The 21,185-nt window shown below is 59.1% G+C and carries 18 protein-coding genes, 5 tRNA genes and 1 riboswitch; of the genes, 10 read left to right on the top strand and 13 right to left on the bottom strand.

Going from position 1 to position 21,185, the window contains the following annotated elements:
• Positions 1-14: 14 nt before the first annotated feature.
• Positions 15-794 (bottom strand): peroxide stress protein YaaA, encoded by a 780-nt coding sequence (gene yaaA / locus ACZ9XP_RS01500; RefSeq protein ID WP_147682327.1) that lies wholly within the window; start codon positions 792-794, stop codon positions 15-17.
• Between the two features lie 84 nt (positions 795-878).
• On the opposite strand from yaaA, the gene dtd reads away from it, so the two are divergent.
• Positions 879-1,331 carry a D-aminoacyl-tRNA deacylase gene (gene dtd, locus ACZ9XP_RS01495; protein WP_147682326.1) on the top strand — a complete coding sequence of 151 codons (453 nt, stop codon included), beginning with the start codon at positions 879-881 and terminating at the stop codon, positions 1,329-1,331.
• Between the two features lie 92 nt (positions 1,332-1,423).
• On the opposite strand, the gene ACZ9XP_RS01490 is transcribed toward dtd, so the two are convergent.
• The 5 genes from ACZ9XP_RS01490 to ACZ9XP_RS01470 all read right to left on the bottom strand — a co-directional run bounded on the left by ACZ9XP_RS01490 (position 1,424) and on the right by ACZ9XP_RS01470 (position 2,024).
• Positions 1,424-1,510 (bottom strand) — tRNA-Leu (locus ACZ9XP_RS01490).
• A gap of 45 nt (positions 1,511-1,555) precedes the next feature.
• A tRNA-Leu gene (locus ACZ9XP_RS01485) sits at positions 1,556-1,642 on the bottom strand.
• A gap of 46 nt (positions 1,643-1,688) precedes the next feature.
• Positions 1,689-1,775: transfer RNA gene (locus ACZ9XP_RS01480), tRNA-Leu, on the bottom strand.
• A 38-nt stretch (positions 1,776-1,813) separates the two neighbouring features.
• Positions 1,814-1,900: transfer RNA gene (locus ACZ9XP_RS01475), tRNA-Leu, on the bottom strand.
• A 37-nt stretch (positions 1,901-1,937) separates the two neighbouring features.
• A tRNA-Leu gene (locus ACZ9XP_RS01470) sits at positions 1,938-2,024 on the bottom strand.
• Between the two features lie 88 nt (positions 2,025-2,112).
• Here ACZ9XP_RS01470 and rnr point away from each other — a divergent pair.
• Complete coding sequence (gene rnr, locus ACZ9XP_RS01465) at positions 2,113-4,884, top strand: ribonuclease R (protein ID WP_465187887.1); 2,772 nt, start codon at positions 2,113-2,115, stop codon at positions 4,882-4,884.
• A 155-nt stretch (positions 4,885-5,039) separates the two neighbouring features.
• Entirely contained in the window at positions 5,040-6,893 is a 1,854-nt protein-coding gene (locus ACZ9XP_RS01460) for a DUF3857 domain-containing protein (protein WP_465187886.1), read from the top strand.
• A gap of 62 nt (positions 6,894-6,955) precedes the next feature.
• Here the strand turns inward: ACZ9XP_RS01460 and ACZ9XP_RS01455 are convergent, their stop codons facing one another.
• The 3 genes from ACZ9XP_RS01455 to earP form a co-directional block, all read right to left on the bottom strand.
• Entirely contained in the window at positions 6,956-7,516 is a 561-nt protein-coding gene (locus ACZ9XP_RS01455) for a TMEM165/GDT1 family protein (RefSeq protein WP_147683909.1), read from the bottom strand.
• 2 nt (positions 7,517-7,518) lie between these two features.
• A riboswitch (yybP-ykoY riboswitch) is annotated at positions 7,519-7,684 on the bottom strand.
• A 118-nt stretch (positions 7,685-7,802) separates the two neighbouring features.
• Entirely contained in the window at positions 7,803-8,366 is a 564-nt protein-coding gene (gene efp, locus ACZ9XP_RS01450; protein WP_017508451.1) for an elongation factor P, read from the bottom strand.
• Positions 8,367-8,422: 56 nt separating this feature from the next.
• Positions 8,423-9,565 carry an elongation factor P maturation arginine rhamnosyltransferase EarP gene (gene earP / locus ACZ9XP_RS01445; protein WP_147683907.1) on the bottom strand — a complete coding sequence of 381 codons (1,143 nt, stop codon included), beginning with the start codon at positions 9,563-9,565 and terminating at the stop codon, positions 8,423-8,425.
• A gap of 179 nt (positions 9,566-9,744) precedes the next feature.
• On the opposite strand from earP, the gene ACZ9XP_RS01440 reads away from it, so the two are divergent.
• Positions 9,745-10,767 carry a transporter gene (locus tag ACZ9XP_RS01440; protein ID WP_147683905.1) on the top strand — a complete coding sequence of 341 codons (1,023 nt, stop codon included), beginning with the start codon at positions 9,745-9,747 and terminating at the stop codon, positions 10,765-10,767.
• Between the two features lie 124 nt (positions 10,768-10,891).
• On the opposite strand, the gene ACZ9XP_RS01435 is transcribed toward ACZ9XP_RS01440, so the two are convergent.
• On the bottom strand, positions 10,892-11,116 hold the full coding sequence (locus tag ACZ9XP_RS01435) for a hypothetical protein (protein ID WP_147683903.1): 225 nt from the start codon (positions 11,114-11,116) through the stop codon (positions 10,892-10,894).
• A gap of 23 nt (positions 11,117-11,139) precedes the next feature.
• On the opposite strand from ACZ9XP_RS01435, the gene ACZ9XP_RS01430 reads away from it, so the two are divergent.
• Positions 11,140-11,334, top strand: coding sequence for a hypothetical protein (locus ACZ9XP_RS01430; RefSeq protein WP_147683901.1), 195 nt, complete (start codon positions 11,140-11,142; stop codon positions 11,332-11,334).
• A gap of 323 nt (positions 11,335-11,657) precedes the next feature.
• On the opposite strand, the gene ACZ9XP_RS01425 is transcribed toward ACZ9XP_RS01430, so the two are convergent.
• Positions 11,658-11,903, bottom strand: coding sequence for a hypothetical protein (locus ACZ9XP_RS01425; RefSeq protein WP_147683899.1), 246 nt, complete (start codon positions 11,901-11,903; stop codon positions 11,658-11,660).
• A gap of 56 nt (positions 11,904-11,959) precedes the next feature.
• Between ACZ9XP_RS01425 and ACZ9XP_RS01420 the strand changes: the two genes are divergently transcribed.
• The 4 genes from ACZ9XP_RS01420 to ACZ9XP_RS01405 all read left to right on the top strand — a co-directional run bounded on the left by ACZ9XP_RS01420 (position 11,960) and on the right by ACZ9XP_RS01405 (position 14,952).
• A complete protein-coding gene (locus tag ACZ9XP_RS01420; RefSeq protein ID WP_147683897.1) occupies positions 11,960-12,370 on the top strand; it encodes a PH domain-containing protein in 411 nt (136 codons plus the stop codon).
• A gap of 29 nt (positions 12,371-12,399) precedes the next feature.
• On the top strand, positions 12,400-13,134 hold the full coding sequence (locus tag ACZ9XP_RS01415) for a hypothetical protein (protein ID WP_147683895.1): 735 nt from the start codon (positions 12,400-12,402) through the stop codon (positions 13,132-13,134).
• Between the two features lie 12 nt (positions 13,135-13,146).
• Positions 13,147-13,824: a hypothetical protein gene (locus ACZ9XP_RS01410; RefSeq protein WP_147683894.1), complete on the top strand. Its 678-nt coding sequence runs from the start codon at positions 13,147-13,149 to the stop codon at positions 13,822-13,824.
• A gap of 345 nt (positions 13,825-14,169) precedes the next feature.
• On the top strand, positions 14,170-14,952 hold the full coding sequence (locus ACZ9XP_RS01405; protein WP_147683891.1) for a hypothetical protein: 783 nt from the start codon (positions 14,170-14,172) through the stop codon (positions 14,950-14,952).
• Positions 14,953-14,960: 8 nt separating this feature from the next.
• Here the strand turns inward: ACZ9XP_RS01405 and ACZ9XP_RS01400 are convergent, their stop codons facing one another.
• Complete coding sequence (locus ACZ9XP_RS01400; protein WP_465187885.1) at positions 14,961-15,947, bottom strand: response regulator transcription factor; 987 nt, start codon at positions 15,945-15,947, stop codon at positions 14,961-14,963.
• A 139-nt stretch (positions 15,948-16,086) separates the two neighbouring features.
• A complete protein-coding gene (locus ACZ9XP_RS01395; protein WP_147683885.1) occupies positions 16,087-17,427 on the bottom strand; it encodes a glutamine synthetase family protein in 1,341 nt (446 codons plus the stop codon).
• A gap of 123 nt (positions 17,428-17,550) precedes the next feature.
• Here ACZ9XP_RS01395 and ACZ9XP_RS01390 point away from each other — a divergent pair, with 123 nt between their 5' ends.
• Positions 17,551-20,913, top strand: coding sequence for a DUF748 domain-containing protein (locus ACZ9XP_RS01390; protein ID WP_465187884.1), 3,363 nt, complete (start codon positions 17,551-17,553; stop codon positions 20,911-20,913).
• Positions 20,914-21,185: the final 272 nt, after the last annotated feature.

Genomic DNA, 21,185 nt, shown 5'->3' with positions numbered 1-21,185 from the left:
TGCTGCCAACGGGTTTATTGCGCCAGCGGGTCGCGGCGGAATACCCAGTGCGTGGCGTCGGAGGCATGGGCATCAAAGGCATAGCCTTCGCTGTTGAACGCCTTCAGTGCCTCGGCGTCGGTCACGGCGTGTTCTACCGCCCAGCGCGCCATCAGGCCACGCGCACGTTTGGCGTAAAAGCTGATGATCTTGTACTGGCCGTTTTTCAGGTCCTGGAATACCGGGGTAATCACGGTGGCCTGCAGTTTCTTGGGTTTCACCGATTTGAAGTATTCGTCGGACGCCAGGTTCACCAGCTGCGGCTGCGCTTGCTGCGCCAGCTCAGCATTCAGCGCGTCGGTGATGATGTCGCCCCAGAACTGGTACAAATTGCTGCCGCGCGCGTTGGCCAGGCGGGTGCCCATTTCCAGACGGTAGGCCTGCATCAGGTCCAGCGGGCGCAGCAGGCCGTACAGGCCGGACAAAATGCGCAGGTGCTGCTGTAGCCAGCCTAGCTGCGGTTCGCTCAGGCTGTTGGCATCCAGCCCTTCGTACACGTCGCCCATGAAAGCCAGCACTGCCTGTTTGGCGTTTTCTGGTGTAAATTCACCGCCCCAGTCGTGAAACCGCCCGGCGTTGAGCGTGGCCAGCGTGTCGCTGATGCTCATCAGCTGGCCAATGTCGGCCGGGCTGAGCTGGCGCAGGGTGGTGATCAACTCGGCGCTGTGTGCCAGAAACCCCGGCTGTGTGTAGCGGGCGGTGTGGGCAGGGGTGTCGTAGTCCAGCGTTTTGGCTGGCGAAATAACCATCAACATGTCACGTCCTTTGGCGGTGGGCGGCGGCCATTCTAATGCATGGCACTGTCGCCGGTGAATGGCAATCAGGCAGGAGAGGCAAGCATGCGGGTTTTGGTACAGCGCGTAACCCAGGCATCCGTTACGGTAGAGGGCAGCATCACGGGGCAGATTGGCACCGGCCTGCTGCTGCTGGTGGGCGTGGAAGAGGCCGATACGGCCGCCGACATCGACTGGCTGGTGCGCAAGGTAAGCCAGCTGCGCATTTTTAACGACGAGCAAGGCGTGATGAACCGCTCGGTGCTGGACGCGGGCGGCCAGGTGCTGGCGGTGAGCCAGTTCACGCTGTTTGCCAGCTGCAAAAAGGGCAACCGCCCCGGCTATAGCCGCGCGGCACGTGGCGAGATCTCGCAGCCCATGTTCGACCTTTTCGTGGCCGCCATGGCCAAGGCGCTGGGCAAGCCGGTACCTACTGGTGTGTTTGGTGCCGATATGCAGGTAGCGCTGGTGAATGACGGCCCGGTGACCATCTGGCTGGATAGCAAGGCGCCGGAATAAACAGGGCAGGCTTGGCCGCAGGGTGCGGCCAACATGATGGGACGCTGTGCAAACGCAAAAAAGCCGTTGACTGTGTCAACGGCTTTTTTAACTGGTGCCCAAGAGAAGACTCGAACTTCCACACCCTTGCGGGCGCTAGGACCTGAACCTAGTGCGTCTACCAATTCCGCCACCTGGGCTTAAACCTGATTGTGTGCTGCCGACTGCTATCTGACAAAAAGTGATGGTGCCCAAGAGAAGACTCGAACTTCCACACCCTTGCGGGCGCTAGGACCTGAACCTAGTGCGTCTACCAATTCCGCCACCTGGGCCAAAACCTTGATTGTCAGTTGTCGTGTCAACAGCAAGATAACTTGCTGGTGCCCAAGAGAAGACTCGAACTTCCACACCCTTGCGGGCGCTAGGACCTGAACCTAGTGCGTCTACCAATTCCGCCACCTGGGCACGACAAATTTTTACCGGTTGAACATCAGCATTGCTGCTGGTGCCCAAGAGAAGACTCGAACTTCCACACCCTTGCGGGCGCTAGGACCTGAACCTAGTGCGTCTACCAATTCCGCCACCTGGGCCAACCGGGTTTTTTACAACAAAGAAGCTAGCATTTGCTGGTGCCCAAGAGAAGACTCGAACTTCCACACCCTTGCGGGCGCTAGGACCTGAACCTAGTGCGTCTACCAATTCCGCCACCTGGGCGCTGCTTTGCTGTATCATCGCTACAGCTGCTTGTTTAGGGCAGTGCACCGAAGAAGCACGCATTATAATGATCATTTTGAGAGTGTCAATGGCCTCCAATAGAAAAAACAGCAAGAACCAGCCTTTGCGCCTGCAGGATCCCCACCTGAGTCGCGAAAAAACCAAATACGACAATCCCTTACCTAGCCGCGAATTTGTCCTGGAAATCCTCGAAAAAAATGGTGTGCCCATGCACGCAGAGGAGCTAGCGGCCGTTTTCCCCATTTACGATCACGAGCTGGACCTGTTCGAGCGCCGTCTGCGCGCCATGGAACGTGCCGGCCAGATCCTGATTAACCGCAAGGGCGAGATCTGCGTGGCGCAGAAGCTCGACCTGATCCCCTGCCGCATCTCCGGCCACCGTGATGGCTACGGTTTTGCCGTGCGTGAAGACGGCGAGGGCGACGATATCTATCTTTCCGAACGCGAAATGCATAAGGTCATGCATGGTGACCGCGTGATGGTACGCCCGGCCGGCACCGACCGCCGTGGCCGCCCGGAAGGCCGCATTGCCGATGTGATCGAGCGCGCCACTACCCGCCTGATTGCTCGTATCTATAACGAGCGCGGCGTATGGTTTGCCGTGGCCGAAGACCGCCGTGTACGCCAGGAAATGCTGGTAGAAGCCGGCGGCGATGGCGGTGCCAAGCACGGCCAGGTGGTGATGGTAGACATCGTGGAATACGCCGATGCACACCGTCAGGCCATCGTGAAAGTCAGCGAAGTGCTGGGTGACTACGCCGACCCCGGCATGGAAATCGAAATTGCCCTGCGCAAACACGACCTGCCGCATATCTTCAGCGACGAAGCGCTGGCGCAGGCCGTAGCCACCTCGCAAAAAGTCGGCAAGAAAGACATCAAGGACCGCGTTGACCTGCGCGACCTGCCGCTGGTCACCATCGACGGCGAAACCGCGCGCGACTTTGACGACGCGGTGTACGCCGAGAAAAGCGGCAAGGGCTTCCGCCTGATTGTGGCCATTGCCGACGTGAGCCACTACGTGCGCCCCGGCGATGCGCTGGACGTGGACGCCCGCACCCGCAGCACCTCGGTGTACTTCCCGCGCCGTGTGATCCCCATGCTGCCGGAAGAGCTGTCCAACGGCATTTGCTCGCTGAACCCGGATGTCGACCGCCTGTGCATGGTGTGCGATATGCAGATCTCGGCACGCGGCAAGGTGAAAAAGTACCAGTTCTACCCGGCGGTGATGCGCTCGCAAACGCGCTTTACCTATACCCAGGTATGGCAGCTGCTGTCAGAAGGCGGCGAGCACCCGCGCAAGCCGCAGTTGGAAACCCTGTATGCCCTGTTCCAGCAGTTGCTGGCGCAGCGCAAGAAACGCGGCGCGGTGGATTTCGATACCGTAGAAACGCAGATGCTTTTCAACGAGCAGGGCAAGATCGACAAGATCGTGCCGGTGGTGCGCAACGACGCCCACCGTCTGATCGAGGAATGCATGCTGGCGGCCAACGTGTGCTCGGCCGAGTTCATTCTCAAGCACGAACACAAGTGCCTGTTCCGCGTGCACGAAGGCCCCACGCCCGAGAAGCTGGAAAACCTGCGTCGTTTCCTGAACGTGAGTGGCCTCACCCTGGGTGGTGGCGACAAGCCCACCACCAAAGATTACGCCGAGCTGGCCGACCGCGTGCGCGAGCGCCCGGACGCCAGCATGATCCAGACCATGCTGCTGCGTTCCATGCAGCAGGCGGTTTACCAGCCGGAAAACCTGGGCCACTTTGGCCTGTCGTACGAGGCGTACACGCACTTTACCTCGCCGATTCGCCGCTACCCCGACCTGTTGGTGCACCGTACCATCAAGGCCATTCTGGCGGGCAAGAAGTACAAGCCGGGCAAGTGGGAAGCCATTGGCGAGCACTGCTCCATGGCCGAGCGCCGTGCCGACGACGCCAGCCGTGACGTGCAATCGTGGCTGAAAACCTACTTCATGCGCGACAAAGTAGGCGAAGTGTTCACCGGCAAGATCAGTGCTGTGGCCGGTTTCGGTATCTTCGTGCTGCTGGATGGCCTGTACGTGGAAGGCATGATCCATATCTCCGAGCTGGGCAAGGATTACTTCCACTTCCACAAAGACCTGCAAGCCATCATCGGCGAGAAGAGCGGCCTGCGTTACCAGCTGGGCGACGCCGTCACCATCAAGGTGATGCGTGCCGACCTGGAAACCGCGCAGGTAGACTTTGCCTTGCTGGATGTTGGCCGCAAGCCGGTAGGCGGGCGTGACGACGGCGAGCGTGGGTCGCGTGGCCATAAAGGCCGTCGTGACAACCGCCGCCAGGGGGGCAACGAGCCGCCACCGAAAGCCAGCGCCAAACCTGCCACCAAGCCGGCGGTCAGACTGGTCGAGGCGGTGTTGCCGGTAGTCAGCGAGACGCCGGCCCCGGCGGCCAAATCGTCGCGCAGCCGCCATCGTGGCAAGGGGCATGCTGCTAACAAACCGGCCGAGGTGCAAACCGCGCCAGCCCAGCCGGTACCTGCGGCCACAGCTGCCGAAGCCCAGCCGGTAGTGGCGGATACCCCCGCCGCCAAGCCGCCGCGTGCCCCGCGCAAGCCGGCTGCAGCCAAGGCACCGGCCAATAAGCCAGCGCCAGCCCAGGCCGCACCGGCAGCGCAGCCCGCAGCCCAGCCGGCAACCCCGCCGGCCGAGCCAGCAGCTGCCAAGCCAGCGCGCCGTCGCAAGCCGGCCGCTGCTGCGGCCAACGCTGCCCCAGGCAGTGCCGCACCTGCTAGTCAGGCACCGGCAGCACCGGCTGCAGATGGCGGCGCAGCGCCTAAACCACGCAGCCGCCGCAGCCCGCGTCGCTAAGAACGCGTCGCCGTAACAGAAAAAACCGCAGCCAGGTGCTGCGGTTTTTTATTGAGTAGAGTGGTAGGCGCGGCTTGAGTCAGCGTGGCGCTTGTCCGGACTATGACTTTGTTGTATTTTGTGCGGCATTATTGATGAGAATGAATCTTGATATCATGAATCGGTCTGCCAAGCTGTTACTTTGCCTTGCGGTGTCCATGCCGGCCATGGCGGCGTTCAAATCCCCGCAGGAGGCCAACTCGGCCTTGCGCTTCCGGCAAGATTGCCAGTGGCAGGTAGCGCAGGGTAGCGACTGCCGCATCGAGCAGGTGGTCACCATTTTGCGCGATAGTGGCCGCGATGCTTTCGGCACCGCGACCCTGGTGTTCCGTGAACGCGAAACGCTCACCCTGCTGCGCGCCTACACACGCCAGCCGGATGGTACCGAGCTGGCCGTACCGGACGGCGACATCCAGCGTGGCACCATGCCCGGGCAGAATGGCTTCGAGAGCAGCAGCTACCTGACCGTGGCTTTTCCCGCAGTACGTACCGGTAGCACCGTGGTACTGGAGTACCGCCGCCAGACGCCGCGCATTGCGCCTTTCGAGGCCCTGTCTCAGCTGCAAGGCTTGTCCGCCGGTAGCCTGCGCATAGACGAGTTCAACTGGACAATCCGCGCCGACCAGCCACTGCACTGGGCGGGCCGCGATCTGGCTGGCCGCATCGAGGTGACACAATCGACAGACGGCAAAACGTTGGCCGCACGCAGCCTGCAGCCCATGTTTTTTGATGTGACCGAAACCGGAAACCGCTTTGCATTGCGCAGCCTGCCGGTGATCGATGTCAGCACCGAAGCTGACCCCATGCGCTACCTGGCGCCGATAGCGACCGGCTTTGCACAGCGGCTGGCTGAGGCCTTGCCCGCACAGGCCGCCGCCGCCGTGGCTGCCGTACAGGGTAAGCCATGGCAGCAACAGCTGGCCAGCCTGATGGCCGACGTGAATACCCGCATCCGTTACATGGGCGACTGGCGGATATCAGAAAACGGTTACCTGCCGTTCACGCTGGCGCAAATCGAGCAGCGTGGCTTTGGCGACTGCAAGGATATGGCGTTGACGCTGGCCGCCATGCTGCGGGCCAGTGGTATGCAGGCACAGGTGGCGCTGGTGCGTGCGGATGTCGATAACACGCCGCTGCTGCTATCACCGCAGAATGGCCTGAACCACGCTATTGTCAGGCTACAGGTGGGCGGCCAGACCTACTGGCTGGACCCGACACAAAAGCTGAACGTACTGCACGGCCCGGTGCGCGAGCTGCAAGACCGCAATGTTTTTGTGCTCGCTGACGACGGCCAGGTGGTAGCCGACCGCATCGCGCTGATGGCCGCCGCCAGCAGTTATAACAGGCAGCAGCTGGACTTTAGCCCGCAAGATGGCCGCCTGTGGCAGCTCAAGGCCGAGGGCGAGTTGGCGGGCAGCATGGCGCGCCAGATACTGGGGGTGGAAAGCGGGCAGGGTAAAGAGCGGCAGGACAATGTGCTGGCCGAGGCCTTGCTGTCCAATGGCATGACCAAGACACAGCACCAGGTGCAGCGTAGCGCCGTCCCGGCCTTGCTGGCCGAGCCTTACCGCTACACGGTAGACGCGACGGTAGGGCAGGTGACCAAGCCGCTGGGCGCATTCCGCTTGCTGGACTTGCGCCAGACGAGTGGCCGTATTGCTACCTGGCGGCAGTGGCAGGCCAAGGCCGGGGTAACGGACTACCTGATGGAAGCCAGCAACGCGCAAAGCGTCACGCGCGTACATGGCGTGAAGCCGCTGGCGCAGCCGGCAAGCTGCGAGGTGCGCTCGCCATGGGCCGACTACACGCTCAACGCCGTGCCGGTCAAAAACGGGGTAGGGCTGGCGCAGCAATGGGTGCGCAAAGCATTGTGGCTGTCTGCCGATACCCTGCGCAGTGCCGAGTTCAGCCGGTTTGTCGACCAGCTGGAAGAGTGCGACGGCCAAGCGCAGATTCTGCTGCAAAAGTAGGTCTTGCCCAGCTATGCGGCCAACCCGGCAATAAGGTTGGCCGCATGGCTACAGGTAGCTGTTTAGAAGCTCACCAGCGTCAGCACGCCTACCACGGCAAAGATGCCGGCGGCGATCTTGTGCACCAGTTCTACCGGCAGCTTGCGCGCGGCGACCTCGCCCAGCAGCACAGCCGGCACGTTGGCAATCATCATGCCCATGGTGGTGCCCATGACCACGCCGATGGTCGCGTCCATGTAGCGCGCCGACAGCGCCACGGTGGCGATCTGGGTTTTGTCGCCCATTTCGGCCAGGAAAAAGGCAATACAGGTGGCGCCAAACACGCCAAAGCGCTCGAACAGATTGGTTTCGTCGTCCAGCTTGTCGGGAATCAGCATCCACACTGCCATGGCGATAAAGGAAATACCCAGTACCCAGCGCAGGATGTTCATATCGATAAAGCCGGTGGCGACGTGGCCCAGCCAGGCGGCAGCGGCGTGGTTGAATACGGTAGCGACAAAAATGCCCAGAATGATGGGGATGGGTTTCTTGAAGCGGGCGGCCAGTAGCAGGGCCAGCAGTTGGGTTTTATCGCCGATTTCGGCCAGGGCAACAATGCCGGTAGACAGGAAAAACGCTTCCATAAAGACTCCGAGGGGGCTGCGCACGAAACATGACCCACCATGGCGCAGCCCCCGCTGTGCATGGCGAATCATGAGTCTTGCCAAACGCGTGTCGCTGGCGCCATGGCCGAACGGCCAAGTGTGTTGACGCAAGCCCCTGCTGTCTCGCAGGGCGGCTACTCCCTCAGGAAGCCGGCATGATACCCAGCACGCGGTTTTTCGGCAAGCTTGCCCGTGGCGGCCAGGGCGCGCGGGCGTAAAAAAACCGGCAGCGCAGGCTGCCGGTTTTTCATGAAAGCGCGGTAAATCAGGCGCGTTTCTTGAATTCGTTGGTGCGGGTGTCGATCTCGATCAGGTCGCCGATTTCCACGAAGGCCGGAACCGGGATCTCCATGGTGGTGCCTTTGATGCGGGCCGGCTTCAGTACTTTACCGGAGGTGTCGCCACGTACGGCTGGCTCGGTGTATTCCACTTCGCGTACCACGGTGGTTGGCAGCTCTACGGAAATGGCCTTGCCGTTGTAGAAGGTCACTTCGCACTTGTCTTCCATGCCATCGATGATGTAGCCGATGGTGTCGCCCAGGTTTTCGGATTCAACTTCGTACTGGTTGAACTCTTCGTCCATGAACACGTACATCGGGTCGGCAAAGTAAGAGTAGGTGCACTCGCGCTTTTCCAGAACAACTACGTCGAACTTGTCGTCGGCTTTGTACACGGTTTCGGTACCGGCGCCGGTCAGCAGGTTCTTCATCTTCATTTTTACAACGGAGGCGTTACGGCCGGATTTGGAGAATTCGGCTTTCTGTACCACCATCGGGTCGTTGCCAACCATGAATACGTTACCAGCGCGGAGTTCCTGTGCGGTTTTCATGCTTATAAAGTCCTAATGTCTTGAATTGGAATGGAAACGGATTTCCAGAAAACCCGCTATTGTAGCCTGATTTCGGCAAATTGCACTAGCCGCTGCGCCAGGCTCCCGCCAGCCAGAATTTGCCCTGGCCAGGTAGCGGCATGCAGTTGCCATGCTGGCCACTGTGCCTGCAAGGCTGGCCAGGCCTCGCCGCTTAGCCGGTTGTGGTTCCATTGCAGCATGAAGTCCTGCACTGCCGTCGTCAGTGCAGGCGGCATGGTATGGCAGTAGTGCTGCAAAAAGGCCTGCAGCTTGTCGATATGCGCGTCGTCTTCCTGGCGATAGATGTGCCAGGCAAACGGTCGCCCCGCCCACTGCGCGCGCAGAAAGCTGTCCTCGCCACGCACCATATTGAAATCACAGCTCCACAGCAGGCGGTCGTATCCGCGCTGGTCGGTCATGGGCAGCAGGTAGAGCGCCAGTTGGCCGCAGGCGTAGTGCTGGCCGGCAGTGGCATCTGCTGGCAGGCCCAATGCCTGCAGTACATCCGGCACCACCTTGCCCATCGGCAATAGCAGCTGCACCGGCTGGCTGCCTGCGGCCAACTGCTGCACCCACTGCGCTGCCGCCGGGCTATCGTAGGCAAACAGGCTGTAGCGCACGCCGCCGGGCGGGCAGGGCGGCACGCCGCGTGCCTGCCAGTAGGCGTGTTGTGTTGCTGTATCGGCCTGCCAGGCGTCGCGCTCGGCCAATAAGGCTTGCTCGCACAGCAGGCCGCCGGTACGCGGGGTAAAACCGGGGAAGAAAAAGTATTTTTGCAGCGGTAGGCGCGGGTGGGGCGAGGGCAGGCCGTGGCAGCCTTCCACCCAGTCTTCGGCAGACAGGTATTCCAGGTTCAGCCACAAGGGGCGGCGTGCTTGCGCGGCCATGGCTTGCTGATAGCTGTCCGGCAGCTCGCAGGCAAAGGCTTCGATGACGATATCGCCCACGGCGGCGTCTGCCGGTAGCGGGTTTGCCCAGCGCCGTACCTCGATACCATCCAGCCGCTGGCGGGCTGGTGCCATGTCCAGCCCCGGCGCGATGCGGGCAAAGCTGGCCAGGTCGTCCACCCACAGCGTGACGTGCCAGCCGTGCTCGTGTACCAGCTGGCGCGCCAGGCGCCAGCACACGCCAATATCGCCGTAGTTATCGATGACGCGGCAGAACAGGGAACAATGCATGGCAGGACACCCGTAAAAACAGGCCGCCAGTATAGCGGTGCACGATGGCCACTGCCGCAATAACATGGCGCCTGAAGCGCCTTGCCCGTGGCATGGCATTGTCACGCCGCTGTCACCGGGCTGTCGCATACTGACCGGTGCCGCGGTGGGCGCGGCGCTAGCCAGACGAGGGCAGCAGCATGAGCGCGGTAGCAGTAACAGCACGTTTTGATGCAGAGCAGGTGGGTTTGATTTGTGCCTACCGCTTTGCCCCACAACAGGCCGGTAGCGTGCTGGACGTGGCCGGTTTGCAGCAGCAGTTGGCCGCAGGCCTGCCCGCGGGCCACTTTGTCTGGCTGCACCTGAATCTGTCGCATAGCGGCTGCCAGCGCTGGCTGCGTGCCGTGCTGCCCGCCTTACCCACCACTTTTTACGAGCAGCTGGGTGCCGGTACGGGGTCCACCCGGCTGGAGCACATCGACGAAGCGCTGCTAGCGGTGATCAACGACGTGACCTTCGAGTTTGACCGCAGCGTGACCGATGTGGCATCCATGTGGGCCTGCGCCACGCCGCAGGTGCTGGTCACGGCGCGGCTCAAGCCACTGCGCGCCATCGACCAGCTGCGCGCCTCGGTCAAGCGCGGTGCCGCGTTTGCCTCGCCACTGGGCCTATTGGTGCATCTGCTGCAAGACCAGGCGGATATCCTGATTCGCATCGTGCGCGATACCACTGCCAGTGTGGATGCGCTGGAAGACAGCCTGCTGGCGCACCGCTTGGGCGACCGCCGCGCCGAGCTGGCCGCCATGCGCCGCACCCTGGTACGGCTGCAGCGCCTGCTGGCACCAGAGCCGGGCTCGGTTTTTCGGCTGCTGAACAAACCGCCAGCCTGGGTGAACGACGACGATCTGCAAGACCTGCGCGAATCCACCGAAGAGTTTTCCCTGGTATTGGGCGACCTGGTGTCGCTGGTCGAGCGCATCAAGCTGCTGCAAGAAGAGCTGGCTGCCATGCTGAACGAGCAGACCAACCGCACGCTGTTCACCCTGACGCTGGTGACCGTACTGGCCTTGCCCATCAATATGGTGGCCGGCTTCTTTGGCATGAACGTGGGCGGTATTCCCTTTGCGGCCAACCCGCACGGCTTCTGGCTGCTGCTGGCGCTGGTGGCCGGCTTCACGCTGCTGGTGGGGCGCTGGGCGTTTCGCTGGCGGGAGCAGTTCTGATATTGGCGCTCCAGCAGCGCTGCCGCTACCACATGATTTGCTGCTGTGGCAGCCCCGCCAAACACCGTACAAAAGCCTGCGGCCAACTTGCTTAAGGTTGGCCGCAGGGGTGGTCATGGGCAGGCTACAGCGCATTTATGGCCGGCCAGGTTTCCAGCGCGCTGCGGATATGGCCGGGTACGTCTTCCAGCCACTCCTTCTGTACGTCCTTGTTCACGTTCAGGTACCGCTTGTTATCCACTACTTTCCACGCCTGCGGGTCGCCGGTGCTGGCGCTTTCCTGCTGTTTGAGCATCAAGCGGAACATCTCGTAGTAGCCCAACTTGCCAAAGCGCTGGGGGCCGATCATGCCGTCCAGGCCCGGCCCATCGGGTGCACACGTTGGTCGTTGTCAGCAATGCTGCAGGCTACCAGCTACGACGGCGCTACCGCTTTACCAACCAGGCGCACCTGAAACACCCGGCGGACTACGCGCCACAGTTTGGGGGCTTCTGCGCCATGGGCGTGGCGCTGGGCAACAAGCGGGACGGCGTGCAGAACCAGGGGCGCCGCGTAGCCAGCGTATAGCGGATAGTGAAGTGAAATACAAGCTGATTGCCAGCCACCCGGTGTGTTACAGACCGCTGCAAGTCAGTGTCCGTTCGGCTACTCCACCTACGTTAGTTATCACGGCAACCTGCCGGCCACTGGCCAGCCATACCCTTGGCCTCTGTTATCACGGCAGTACCGTGTTGCGTGGCGCCTTGCTAGCGATGCGGTCGGTGAGCAAGGCAGGTAATCAGATCACGCTGCCTTACTACTCCCTGCAAATCATGCTGTTCAGCAACTGCGTGCCCAGCCTCAGTTGTAGCTAACAGGCAGCAGAACGCGCATGCCCATACGAAGCGGCGTCATCCATAGTGCATTTGCACTATGGATGATAAGTGCATCATATCAATAAAATGATCATAAGTAGAAACCAAACCACCCTTCATATCGGAGAACTGCACTGAAAGCGAAAGCAGGTTTTTCGTTGTTGCCTGTAATTTTTGCATGCCAGAGAGCTGATGCAGATCTGACTGCTCATTGTCGACTGGTATTTGATGCCCAGAGTCGGTCAGAATAATTAGTTTTTTGGTACCGCCAGTTCCAGTCATCAGGTGGTTTGTAATTTATTAATCAATTTTAGCAAGACCTCACCAGCGGAGATATTATGGCCAGTTTTGTAGAGTCTACACTGATGCCTGACGAGCATGTTATTGTCAGGGCCCGGCCCAGTCGTGCATATCTTATTTTCATGATAATTGTTGGTATTATTACATTGCCCTTGTTTTTGATGGGATTTTTTTTGATTTGCTATGCAATTTCAACGTATGTCTCTACAGAACTGGCAGTGACAAATAAGCGTATTGTTGCTAAAACAGGCATAATTATGAGGAATTCTATCGAGTTGAATATTTCTAAGGTGGAGAGTGTTCAGGTTCGACAGAGTATTTTTGGGCGCATATTCAACTACGGTTCTCTGGTAATTTCTGGTGCTGGCAATCCTCAGGCGCCGATCCCTTGCATAAAGGCTCCAATGGAATTCAGAAAGCTAGCAGTTCAGGCCTTGGAAAAATCTTAGACAACAATTGATCAGAAATGAGGTGGTTCATGTTTGGACGTTCAGTATTTTTTGTATTGCTCAGTGCTTTGGCATTGGTTGCTTGTGGTAAAGGCGATAACGCTGAAAATAATGATAAGGCTGGAGTGGCATCAAATCAACCTAGTGTGCCCGAAGAAAAGACATCGATGTCACTGCCACAAGCAGATCTGGCTAAGCCAGTGTCTGAGTACGTGGAATTGACCAGTGGTAGCCAGTTGATGTTTCTTTATACTGCAATTTCTGGTGTGCCTGCTGATTTTCCTAAAATGGCGGAGGCCTCCTCTCGCGAGTATAGAGGAACAGCGGATGGATTTCGCAAAAGTGATATTTTGAAGTCCATTCAGCCAAATCTGGAGGCAGGTATCGCGGATGCAAAAGCCAAGCCTTACTATTGGATGAGTATCGATAGCAATGATATTGCAACTTATGATTTTGACAAAAAAGGCTTTCCTGTTAATGACTTTTCGGAAGGGTCTTACCGCTATTTTAATGATATCTCCCAGTACAAGTTAACTTGGGCTAATGCGAAAGATGTGGCATTCTCACCTGTGGGAAGTGAGGATGTGGCGCGCAAGATCGAATCTATGCGAAATGACTATAATAATAAGCTAACACTGAAAGTGTACTTTTTTGGCCAGTCTGTGGACATGAACCAAATGGCCGTTAAAGCCTTTGTTACTCGCGTGCAGTTTGTTGATAAATCTGGCTCGGTATTGGCCGAGTATGGGCCTGCTGTAAAATAAAGGAGACTTGTGATGATAAAACCTTTTGCACGAAATGTTTCATTTCTGTCGGTTATTTCTGCAATGTTTGTTTTTTCTTGTTCTTCTGTTGCCTTGGCAGAATCGAACAAGGATGTTGAAATTGAAAGACTGAAAACAGAACTGGCGGCATGCAAGCAGGTGGTTGAAAATCGCCAGGGAGTCGTGGCTGAAGTGGGTGATGCCAAAGAAGTTGCAGGCTTGAAATTTGCCTTTGATGGCATTTCTATCAGTAAGGGTGACAAGGTTGTCCGTGCAACGGTCAATGTAAAACTAATTAACAATACAAGTCGGCCTATGATCCTGCTGTATCAGAATACCAGCTTTGTCATGACGGATAATTTTGGCTATCGCTATAATCTGGGTGTTGGTTATGAAGAGGGGCACGTAAAAGGCCTACCAGTTTTTAAAGAGCGCGGTGTTGATAGTTCTGGTGTACTGGCACCTGGTGAAGAACGACCAATTGTTATTACAGCAAAGCGGGAAATGAAGCCGGGTGAGTCTGTTGGCGATACGTTCAATATCTCTGCAACGTTTGTTGAGTTCAAGGATCTTGGTGAAGGTAAAATGCAGAGATTGCGAACCTATCCTTACTATTTGAAGAATAACAAGGTATCAAGTGCCAGCCTGGGCAAGGTGGGTGGCTCAATTATTGATGCGCTCTTTAAATGAAATGGCAGGTTTTATATTGCAAGAAATTTTTATTGTTTATTTGGATGTGCTGTGTCTGATTGGCTATGGTAAAGAACCCTTATGTGTCGATGTCTAGAGTCTAAGTGAATTCGCCATGAGGTGGTTTCCCAAAGAACACTTCATGTGCTAGTTGTCTGACCATTTTTCGAATGGTAGCTGTGAAAGTGTGAGTGCGTATGTGTGCAAGTGCATTTTTCTTGTTATTGATAGTTACAAGTGGTGCTGCAAGAGAGTGAGGTGATTGCTAAAAAGTGAACTTGGGTGGTAGGTGACACAATTCAAGTGCTGAACGCTAGTTGATGGCGCGGGCTTTGGTATGTTTTGATGTATATATTTATTGAGGTATTTGGTGTGTGTGGTCAATTGCGTCGTGGCAGATTCTTAGCCTGTAAGATGATTATGCTTCCAGCGCTCATTTTGGTATCCGGCTGCGCCAGTGTGGCGCAAATAACTAATAGTGTTGCCGAGAAGGTATCCAAAGGTATTGATATAAAAATCGAATCGCAAACTGTTTCAGGTGGTATGGATTCAGGTGTGACATTGTATAAGCCACTGTCAACCTCCAGGCGAATTGAAGGGCTATATGCCAAGCAAGATCAACAGTTGGCAAATTATGGCAAGCTAGCCTACCCGCGTGTAGCATTGGCCTTTTTAAAATATGGCCCTCATCTGAAGTGCTGGGATGTTCAAGCTACCATATGGTCATCACCCGCTAGTTCTGCCGATGAGACATTCCGCATTTGTGATACTGATGTGGTTGTCAAGGATGATGTAGGTAATAAGGCTGTTGTTTCTTTTCAAGCAATGAATACCATTTCTAACAAGCTGGAATTCAGTACGCCTCCGCTGGGTATGAAAAATACGGGAGGTGTTAGGAGTCGTGGGCCATTGCCACCAGAAAAGCCATTTAAAATGAATTTTGTAAAAACGGACATGTACAAGGCCAATCCGCTTTCTGTACGTTTCAACAATATCGTGTCGAGAATTGCATATATATCTGGCTACATTCCTTTGCGTAATGCCAGTCCTATGGAGTTGGTTCAGACTGCATTTTATGATTATAGAATGTGGGTGTGGAAGTTTGAGGAAGGTGGCCTTGTAGAGTAATCCACCCTTCAGGATGCCAGTGAGTCTTTATTCTGATGGTAATGGTTGACCAAAGCGGTTTTGCTTTGTATGCCAAGCTTTCTGTAAATATTGGATACTTGGTTGCGCACTGTATTTACTGAACTGCCCATTTCCAGCGCAACTTTCTTCAAGGAGTTATGCCGAACTACCATCTCGACAATGCGAAGTTCGGTTTTGGTAAGCGGATTCAATGCTGAATTGCAGATGGAGAGATGCAAGACGGATTCTTGCTTTGCTATCACTGAGATGGTAATCACAGCGCTTCGATAGCTGGATGAAGTAAGGATGCTATTGAGAACTTCATGTGGCAAATTGCCTGCTAGCCAGTAAGGAAACTCGCGCCTCAACAAGTAAATGGCACTTTCATCGTAGTGGATGATGTCGCCTTTGGTATTACAGTAGATCTGCGAGGACGACTTGTGTTCCAGAAGCGGGTGCAGGGAGAGCTTCCGGTTGATGGCTAGTGCTTTTAATGCATGCGGGACGATTTGTCTTGCTTGGTGCATATCATGCGCGTCGAAGCGGTATTGCTCCTTGGCTCTCCAGGCAGAAACAAAAAGCAGCACATTGCCTGCTACTGCGGAAGCACCCAAAGCATTCAGGCTGCCCGTGAGACTGGCATAGTGATGCAATGAGGCATGCTGTGCTTCGGGTACATGGCAGCTATGGATTTCATCCTGTGCTAGCACCATTTTTCTTAGTAGCGGATCTGGTGTGTGTAGCTTGCCTTCCACAAAGCCTTCACTACCCAAAATTTCGTGCCGCAACCTGACTTTATCCGCATCTACGTTGTGGCCAACCTGTGAGGCTATCGCCATTTGGCCTTTCTCGTTAGGAATGAAGCTGGTGATCGCCCCCGAGTCAAATGCCAGAGCGGTGTTCAAGTGTTTCAAGCACCAGAGAGAAAACTGCGTGGCATCGAGATGTTCTGCGCAGTCATATGTCTCGTAAATTTGGCGTACTAATTTTTCCATTTGGCATTTTGTGTTTTGTTTTGCATGCTGCCATTTTTGCATATGCCATTTTGATTTTCATATGTTTTTTGTTGAATTTATGACATAAATGCGGCCAACCTTGCTGCAAGGTTGGCCGCATGGCCATTTTCCGCCCGCTTTACACGTGCAGCAGCAAAAAGCGCCGCTCCCACGGGCTGATCACGTTGAAGTACTCGCCGTACTCGGCTTCCTTGATGGCGCTGTAAGCCTGGATGAAATGCTCGCCAAACAGCTCGGCCAGCGGTTGGCAGTTCATCAGCAGGTCGATGGCGTCGTCCAGGTGGCGCGGCAGCTGGTGTGGCTGGTCGTAGGCGCTGCCGGCCAGCGGGGCGTCTGGCTGCAGGCTTTGCTTCATGCCCAGGTAGCCGCAGGCCAGGCTGGCGGCCAGCGCCAGGTAGGGGTTCACGTCCACGCCGGCCAGGCGGTTTTCCACGCGCCGTGCTTCCGGGCCACTGTGTGGCACGCGCAGGCTGCAGGTGCGGTTGTCGTACCCCCAGCTGAGGTTGATGGGCGCCGAGGTAAAGCGCGATAGCCGGCGGTAGCTGTTTACATAGGGGGCAAAGAAGGGCATGGCGGCGGGCAGATAGGTTTGCAGCCCGCCGATAAAGTGGAAAAACGCCGGCGACGGGCTGCCGTCCGGCTGGCTGAAAATATTCTGCCCGCCGTCCAGCGCCACCACGCTCTGGTGGATGTGCATGGCGCTGCCGGGCTGGCCCTGCATGGGCTTGGCCATGAAGGTGGCGTACATATTGTTGCGGATGGCTACCTCGCGCACGGTGCGCTTGAACAGGAACACCTGGTCGGCCAGCGCCAGCGGGTCACCGTGGTCCAGGTTGATTTCCATCTGCGCGGTGCCCATTTCGTGAATCAGCGTGTCCAGCGCCAGCCCTTGTGCCTGGCACCAGTCGTACATCACGTCGAAGATATCGTCGTATTCGTTGACGGCGTCGATGCTGAAGCTCTGCATGCCGGCTTCGGTACGCCGCGTGCGGCCCACTGGTGGCTTCAGCGGCATGTCTTCGTCCGGCTCCACCTGTACCAGGTAAAACTCCATCTCCGGCGCCACGATAGGGCGCCAGCCTTCCTGCTCGTACAGTTTCAGGATGCGCTTGAGCACGTTGCGCGGCGAGAGTGCGGCGGGTGTGCCGTCGAAATTGACGCAGTCGTGGATGATCTGCGCGGTGGGCTCCTTGGCCCACGGTACCGGCCGCAGCGTGCTGGCATCGGGAATCAGCCGCATGTCCGGGTCGGCCGGGGCGGTAAAGTGCTGCTCGGGGTAGTCGCCGGTTACCGTCATCATCAGCACGGCCTCGGGCAGGCGCAGGCCCTCGGCCGCGTTGTACTTGTGGCGCGGCACGATCTTGCCGCGTGCCAGGCCGGTCATGTCGGGGATCAGGCACTCCACTTCGGTAATGTGGTGTTCGTCCAGCCAGCGCTGGATGGTTTGCGCAGCATTCATGGGCAGGCTCCCGGGTTGCACAGCAGGATAGTGGTCGGCATTTAATGCAAACGCTTTATTGAGTTTCTGCATTTCATGCCGGTAAAAGTTATAGAATGCAGCTAAGCCTGCATCTGCTTTTCTATGCAGCAAGAACAAGGCCATACCCTGGCCCGCCGCCGCCTCACCCTTGCCCAGATTGTGATCGCCATGACTGAAGCTTCCTCGTCTCCTGCCACGCCTGCATCGTCACGCTGGCCACGCCGCCTGTTGTGGGTGGGGGGCACATTCGCCGTGTTGCTGGGCGGTAGCTGGGCTGCCGTGCCGCATCTGATCCAGCACTATGCGGGGCAGTGGGCGCAGGGCATCGGCCGCCAGCTCACCCTGGGCGAGGTGGTGTTCGAGCCGTGGGCGCTGCGCCTGACACTGCGCGACATCCGCCTGGCCGACCGCGACGGCAGCACCCTGCTGGCCGCACAAGGCTTACGGCTAGATGCCCAGGCCTGGCCGCTGCTGCTGGGGCGCGTGGCACTGGACGAGCTGACACTGGACGCGCCGCAGCTGCTTGCCAGCCGTAGCGCGGCAGGGCAGTGGAACTGGGCGCGCTTGGCCGCCGACGCCGCCGGGCCGGCTCAGGCCAAGCCGCAAGATAGCCAGCCGCTCAAGCTGGTCATGACCCGGCTGGCGCTGAACAAAGGCCGCATCCAGCTGCAGGACGCGCTGGCCGGTGGCCTGCAGCGCCAGGTATTGCCGCTTAGCCTGCAGCTGAATGATGTGTCCACGCTGCCCGGCAGCGATGGCCGCTACCGCCTGGCGGCCGCACTGGACGACGGCACGCAGCTGGACTGGCAGGGCAGCCTGCAGCTGCAGCCGCTGCAGTCTGATGGTGTATTGAAGGTGCGCGACCTCACCCTGGCCAGTGTATGGCCCTATGTGCAGCCGCACCTGAAGTTGGCCGCACCGGCCGGCAAGCTGGGCCTGGTCGTGCCGTACCACTTTGATTTAAAAGGCAAGACGCTGCAGCTGGCCAGCCGCGGCTTTGCGGCCAACTTGCAAGGGCTGGCACTGCAGGCACCGGGTAGCCGCAGCCCGTTCAAGCTGGCCAGCCTCACACTGGCTGGCGGGCAGCTCGATCTGGCCACGCGCCAGCTGAACATTGCCCGGCTGACCCTGGCGGGCGGCGAGCTCGCCACCGTGCTAAACCGCCAGGGCCGCGCCGACTGGCTAGCGGCGTTGCCACAAACAGGCGCTGCAGTCAGCCCTGCCACCGGCCAGGCCGCCGCGACCCAGCCTGCGGCCAACCCCGGCTGGCAGCTGCAATTGCCTGCTATCACCCTGCAAGACTGGCAGCTGCGCGCCACCGACCAGCGCTTTGTCAGCCCGCTGTCCGCCAGCCTGACGCTTCAGCGGCTGCAGGCGGCGCTGGCTATCGATGCCCAAGGCGGCATCAAGCTGGATAACGCCACGCTGGCGCTGCGCGATCTGGCCCTGGCCAGTGGCCGCCAGCCCGCGCTGGCCAGGTTGGCCGCGCTCGATGTGGCGGCTAGCCGTGCCGATGTGGCCAGGCGCCAGCTGGTGGTCGGCGACATCCAGCTGCGTGGCTTGCAGTTGGCCGCAGCGCGCAACCGGCAGGGCGAACTGGACTGGCAGCGCCTGCTGCGCCAGCACCCGCAGCCGCTTGCCGCTGCCGTATCGACAGAAGCCAAGCACACCCCTGCACCAGGATGGCAGCTGCACTACCCGGCGCTAGCGCTCAGCGACAGCCAGCTGCGCTGGCGCGATGCCACCACCGCACAGCCGGTGGCGCTGCAGCTGGATATCGACCAGGCCACGCTGCAGGGCAACCCGCAGCAAGGCTTTACGCTGGGCTGGCAGTCGCGGCTGGGCCGTGGCCAGCTGGCATTGCAGGCGCAGCTGGCGGCCAACCTGCGCGATGTCAGCGCCACACTGAACGCCCGTCACCTGCCGCTGCAGGGCCTGGCGCCGTACGCGCTGGACGCCACCACGCTGCGCTTTGGCGGTGGCCTGCTGTCGGCCAACCTCAAGGCCAGCTGGAAAAACCAGCGCTGGCAGGCCACCGGCAGCGTCGCGCTGGACCAGCTGGCGCTGTACGAGCCTGGCCAGCGCGAGCCACTGCTGGGCTGGCAGCGCCTGCAGCTGTCGGCCATCCGTGCCCAGCCGCAGCGTATTTCCTTGGGCGATGTGCGGCTGGTGTCACCGCAGCTGCGCTTTATCCTGGACGAGCAGCGCGTACCCAACTTTGCCCATGTGCTGAAAGCACAGCCTGCGGCGGCGGCCTCATCGCCTGCGGCCAACCCTGCGGCTAAACCGGCTGCCGTGCCGGTGGTAGACGTGCGCGCCGTGCGCGTGCGCGATGCAAGGCTGGATTTTGCCGACCGTGGCCTGAACCCGGCGTTTGGCACCCGCATCCACAGCCTGTCCGGTACCGTGCTGGGCTTGTCCAGCCAGCCTGGGCGGCGCGGTACGGTCACGCTGGATGGCCGCGTAGACCAGTACGGTGACGTGCGCATCCGCGGCAGCCTGCTACCGCTGGATGTCACGCGCGATCTGGATATGGCGCTGAACTTCCGCAATATCCCGCTGGGCAGCCTGAACCCTTATGCCATGACCTTTGCCGGCTGGAAAATTACCGATGGCCGCCTGGGCACCGAGCTGCGCTATCTGGTGCAAGACCGCCAACTGAAGGGCGACAACCGCATGGTGGTAGACAACATCCAGCTGGGTGACGAGGTGGCCGACTACCAGGGCACGCGCCTGCCGCTGCGCCTGGCGGTGGCCATTCTGGAAGACAGCGACGGCCGCATTGATCTGTCGCTGCCGGTAGCCGGTAGCCTGGACGCGCCCGATTTCAGCTATGGCCATCTGGTGTGGCAGGCGCTGCGCAATGTGCTGGTGAAGGTGGCTACCGCGCCGTTCCGTGCGTTGTTTGGCGGCGAAGGCTTTGACGAGATCTACGCCGACGCCGGCGACGATCGCATCCCGCCGCCCGAGCGTGAAAAACTGCACAAACTGGCCGAGCTGCTGGCCAAGCGCCCCAAGCTGAAGGTGGCGCTGGGCGGCAGCTATGACGCGGCAAGCGACGCTGCCGCATTGGCACGCTACCGCGTAGACAGCAGCATCCTGAAAGGCGCGGCGTACCAGCTACAGCACGACGAGCCATTGCCGCTACCCGACATGGGCGACCCGGCGGTACGCCGTGCCGTGGGCGAGGCCTACAGCCAGCAGTTTGGCCGTATCGCCTGGCTGCAGCGCGTTGCGCTGGCTGCCGATACCCCGGCGCGGGCGCAGGCCATGCGTGCCGAGCTACTGGCGGCCCAGCGTATCGACAGTGCCGCCTTGCAGGCATTGGCCAGCGCCCGCGCTACTGCCGCCCGGCAGCTGATGTTGGCCGCCCAGCCCACCCTGGCCGAGCGGATTGCCCTGCTGCCGCCAGAGCAGGTGAAATCGTCTGCTGACGGCGTGCCCTTGCTGCTGAAGCTGCAGTAAATACCGCCGGGCATGGCAGCCACGCTTAGGCTTGCCCTGCAGATAGCGCACCAACGCCCCGCACGCCGGGGCGTTGTCATGCCTGGCTGTCTGGCCAGGGCGTTTGAAAGCGCTTTGACAGTAAAGCGTGGCAAGCTTGGTGCCAGCCGGCTTGCCTAATGCACCGGGCTGGTTCATACCACATCAATGGCAATAAAACTGTGCCACGCTGCGGGTATCCCCAATGGCCAAGGGTGTTCATGCCTGTTTTCATGCACCAGCCGCTGCATGGG

The organism is Vogesella perlucida (assembly GCF_979366545.1).
Note: the sequence above shows the minus strand (reverse complement) of the source record. Positions and strands in the feature narration are given on the sequence as shown.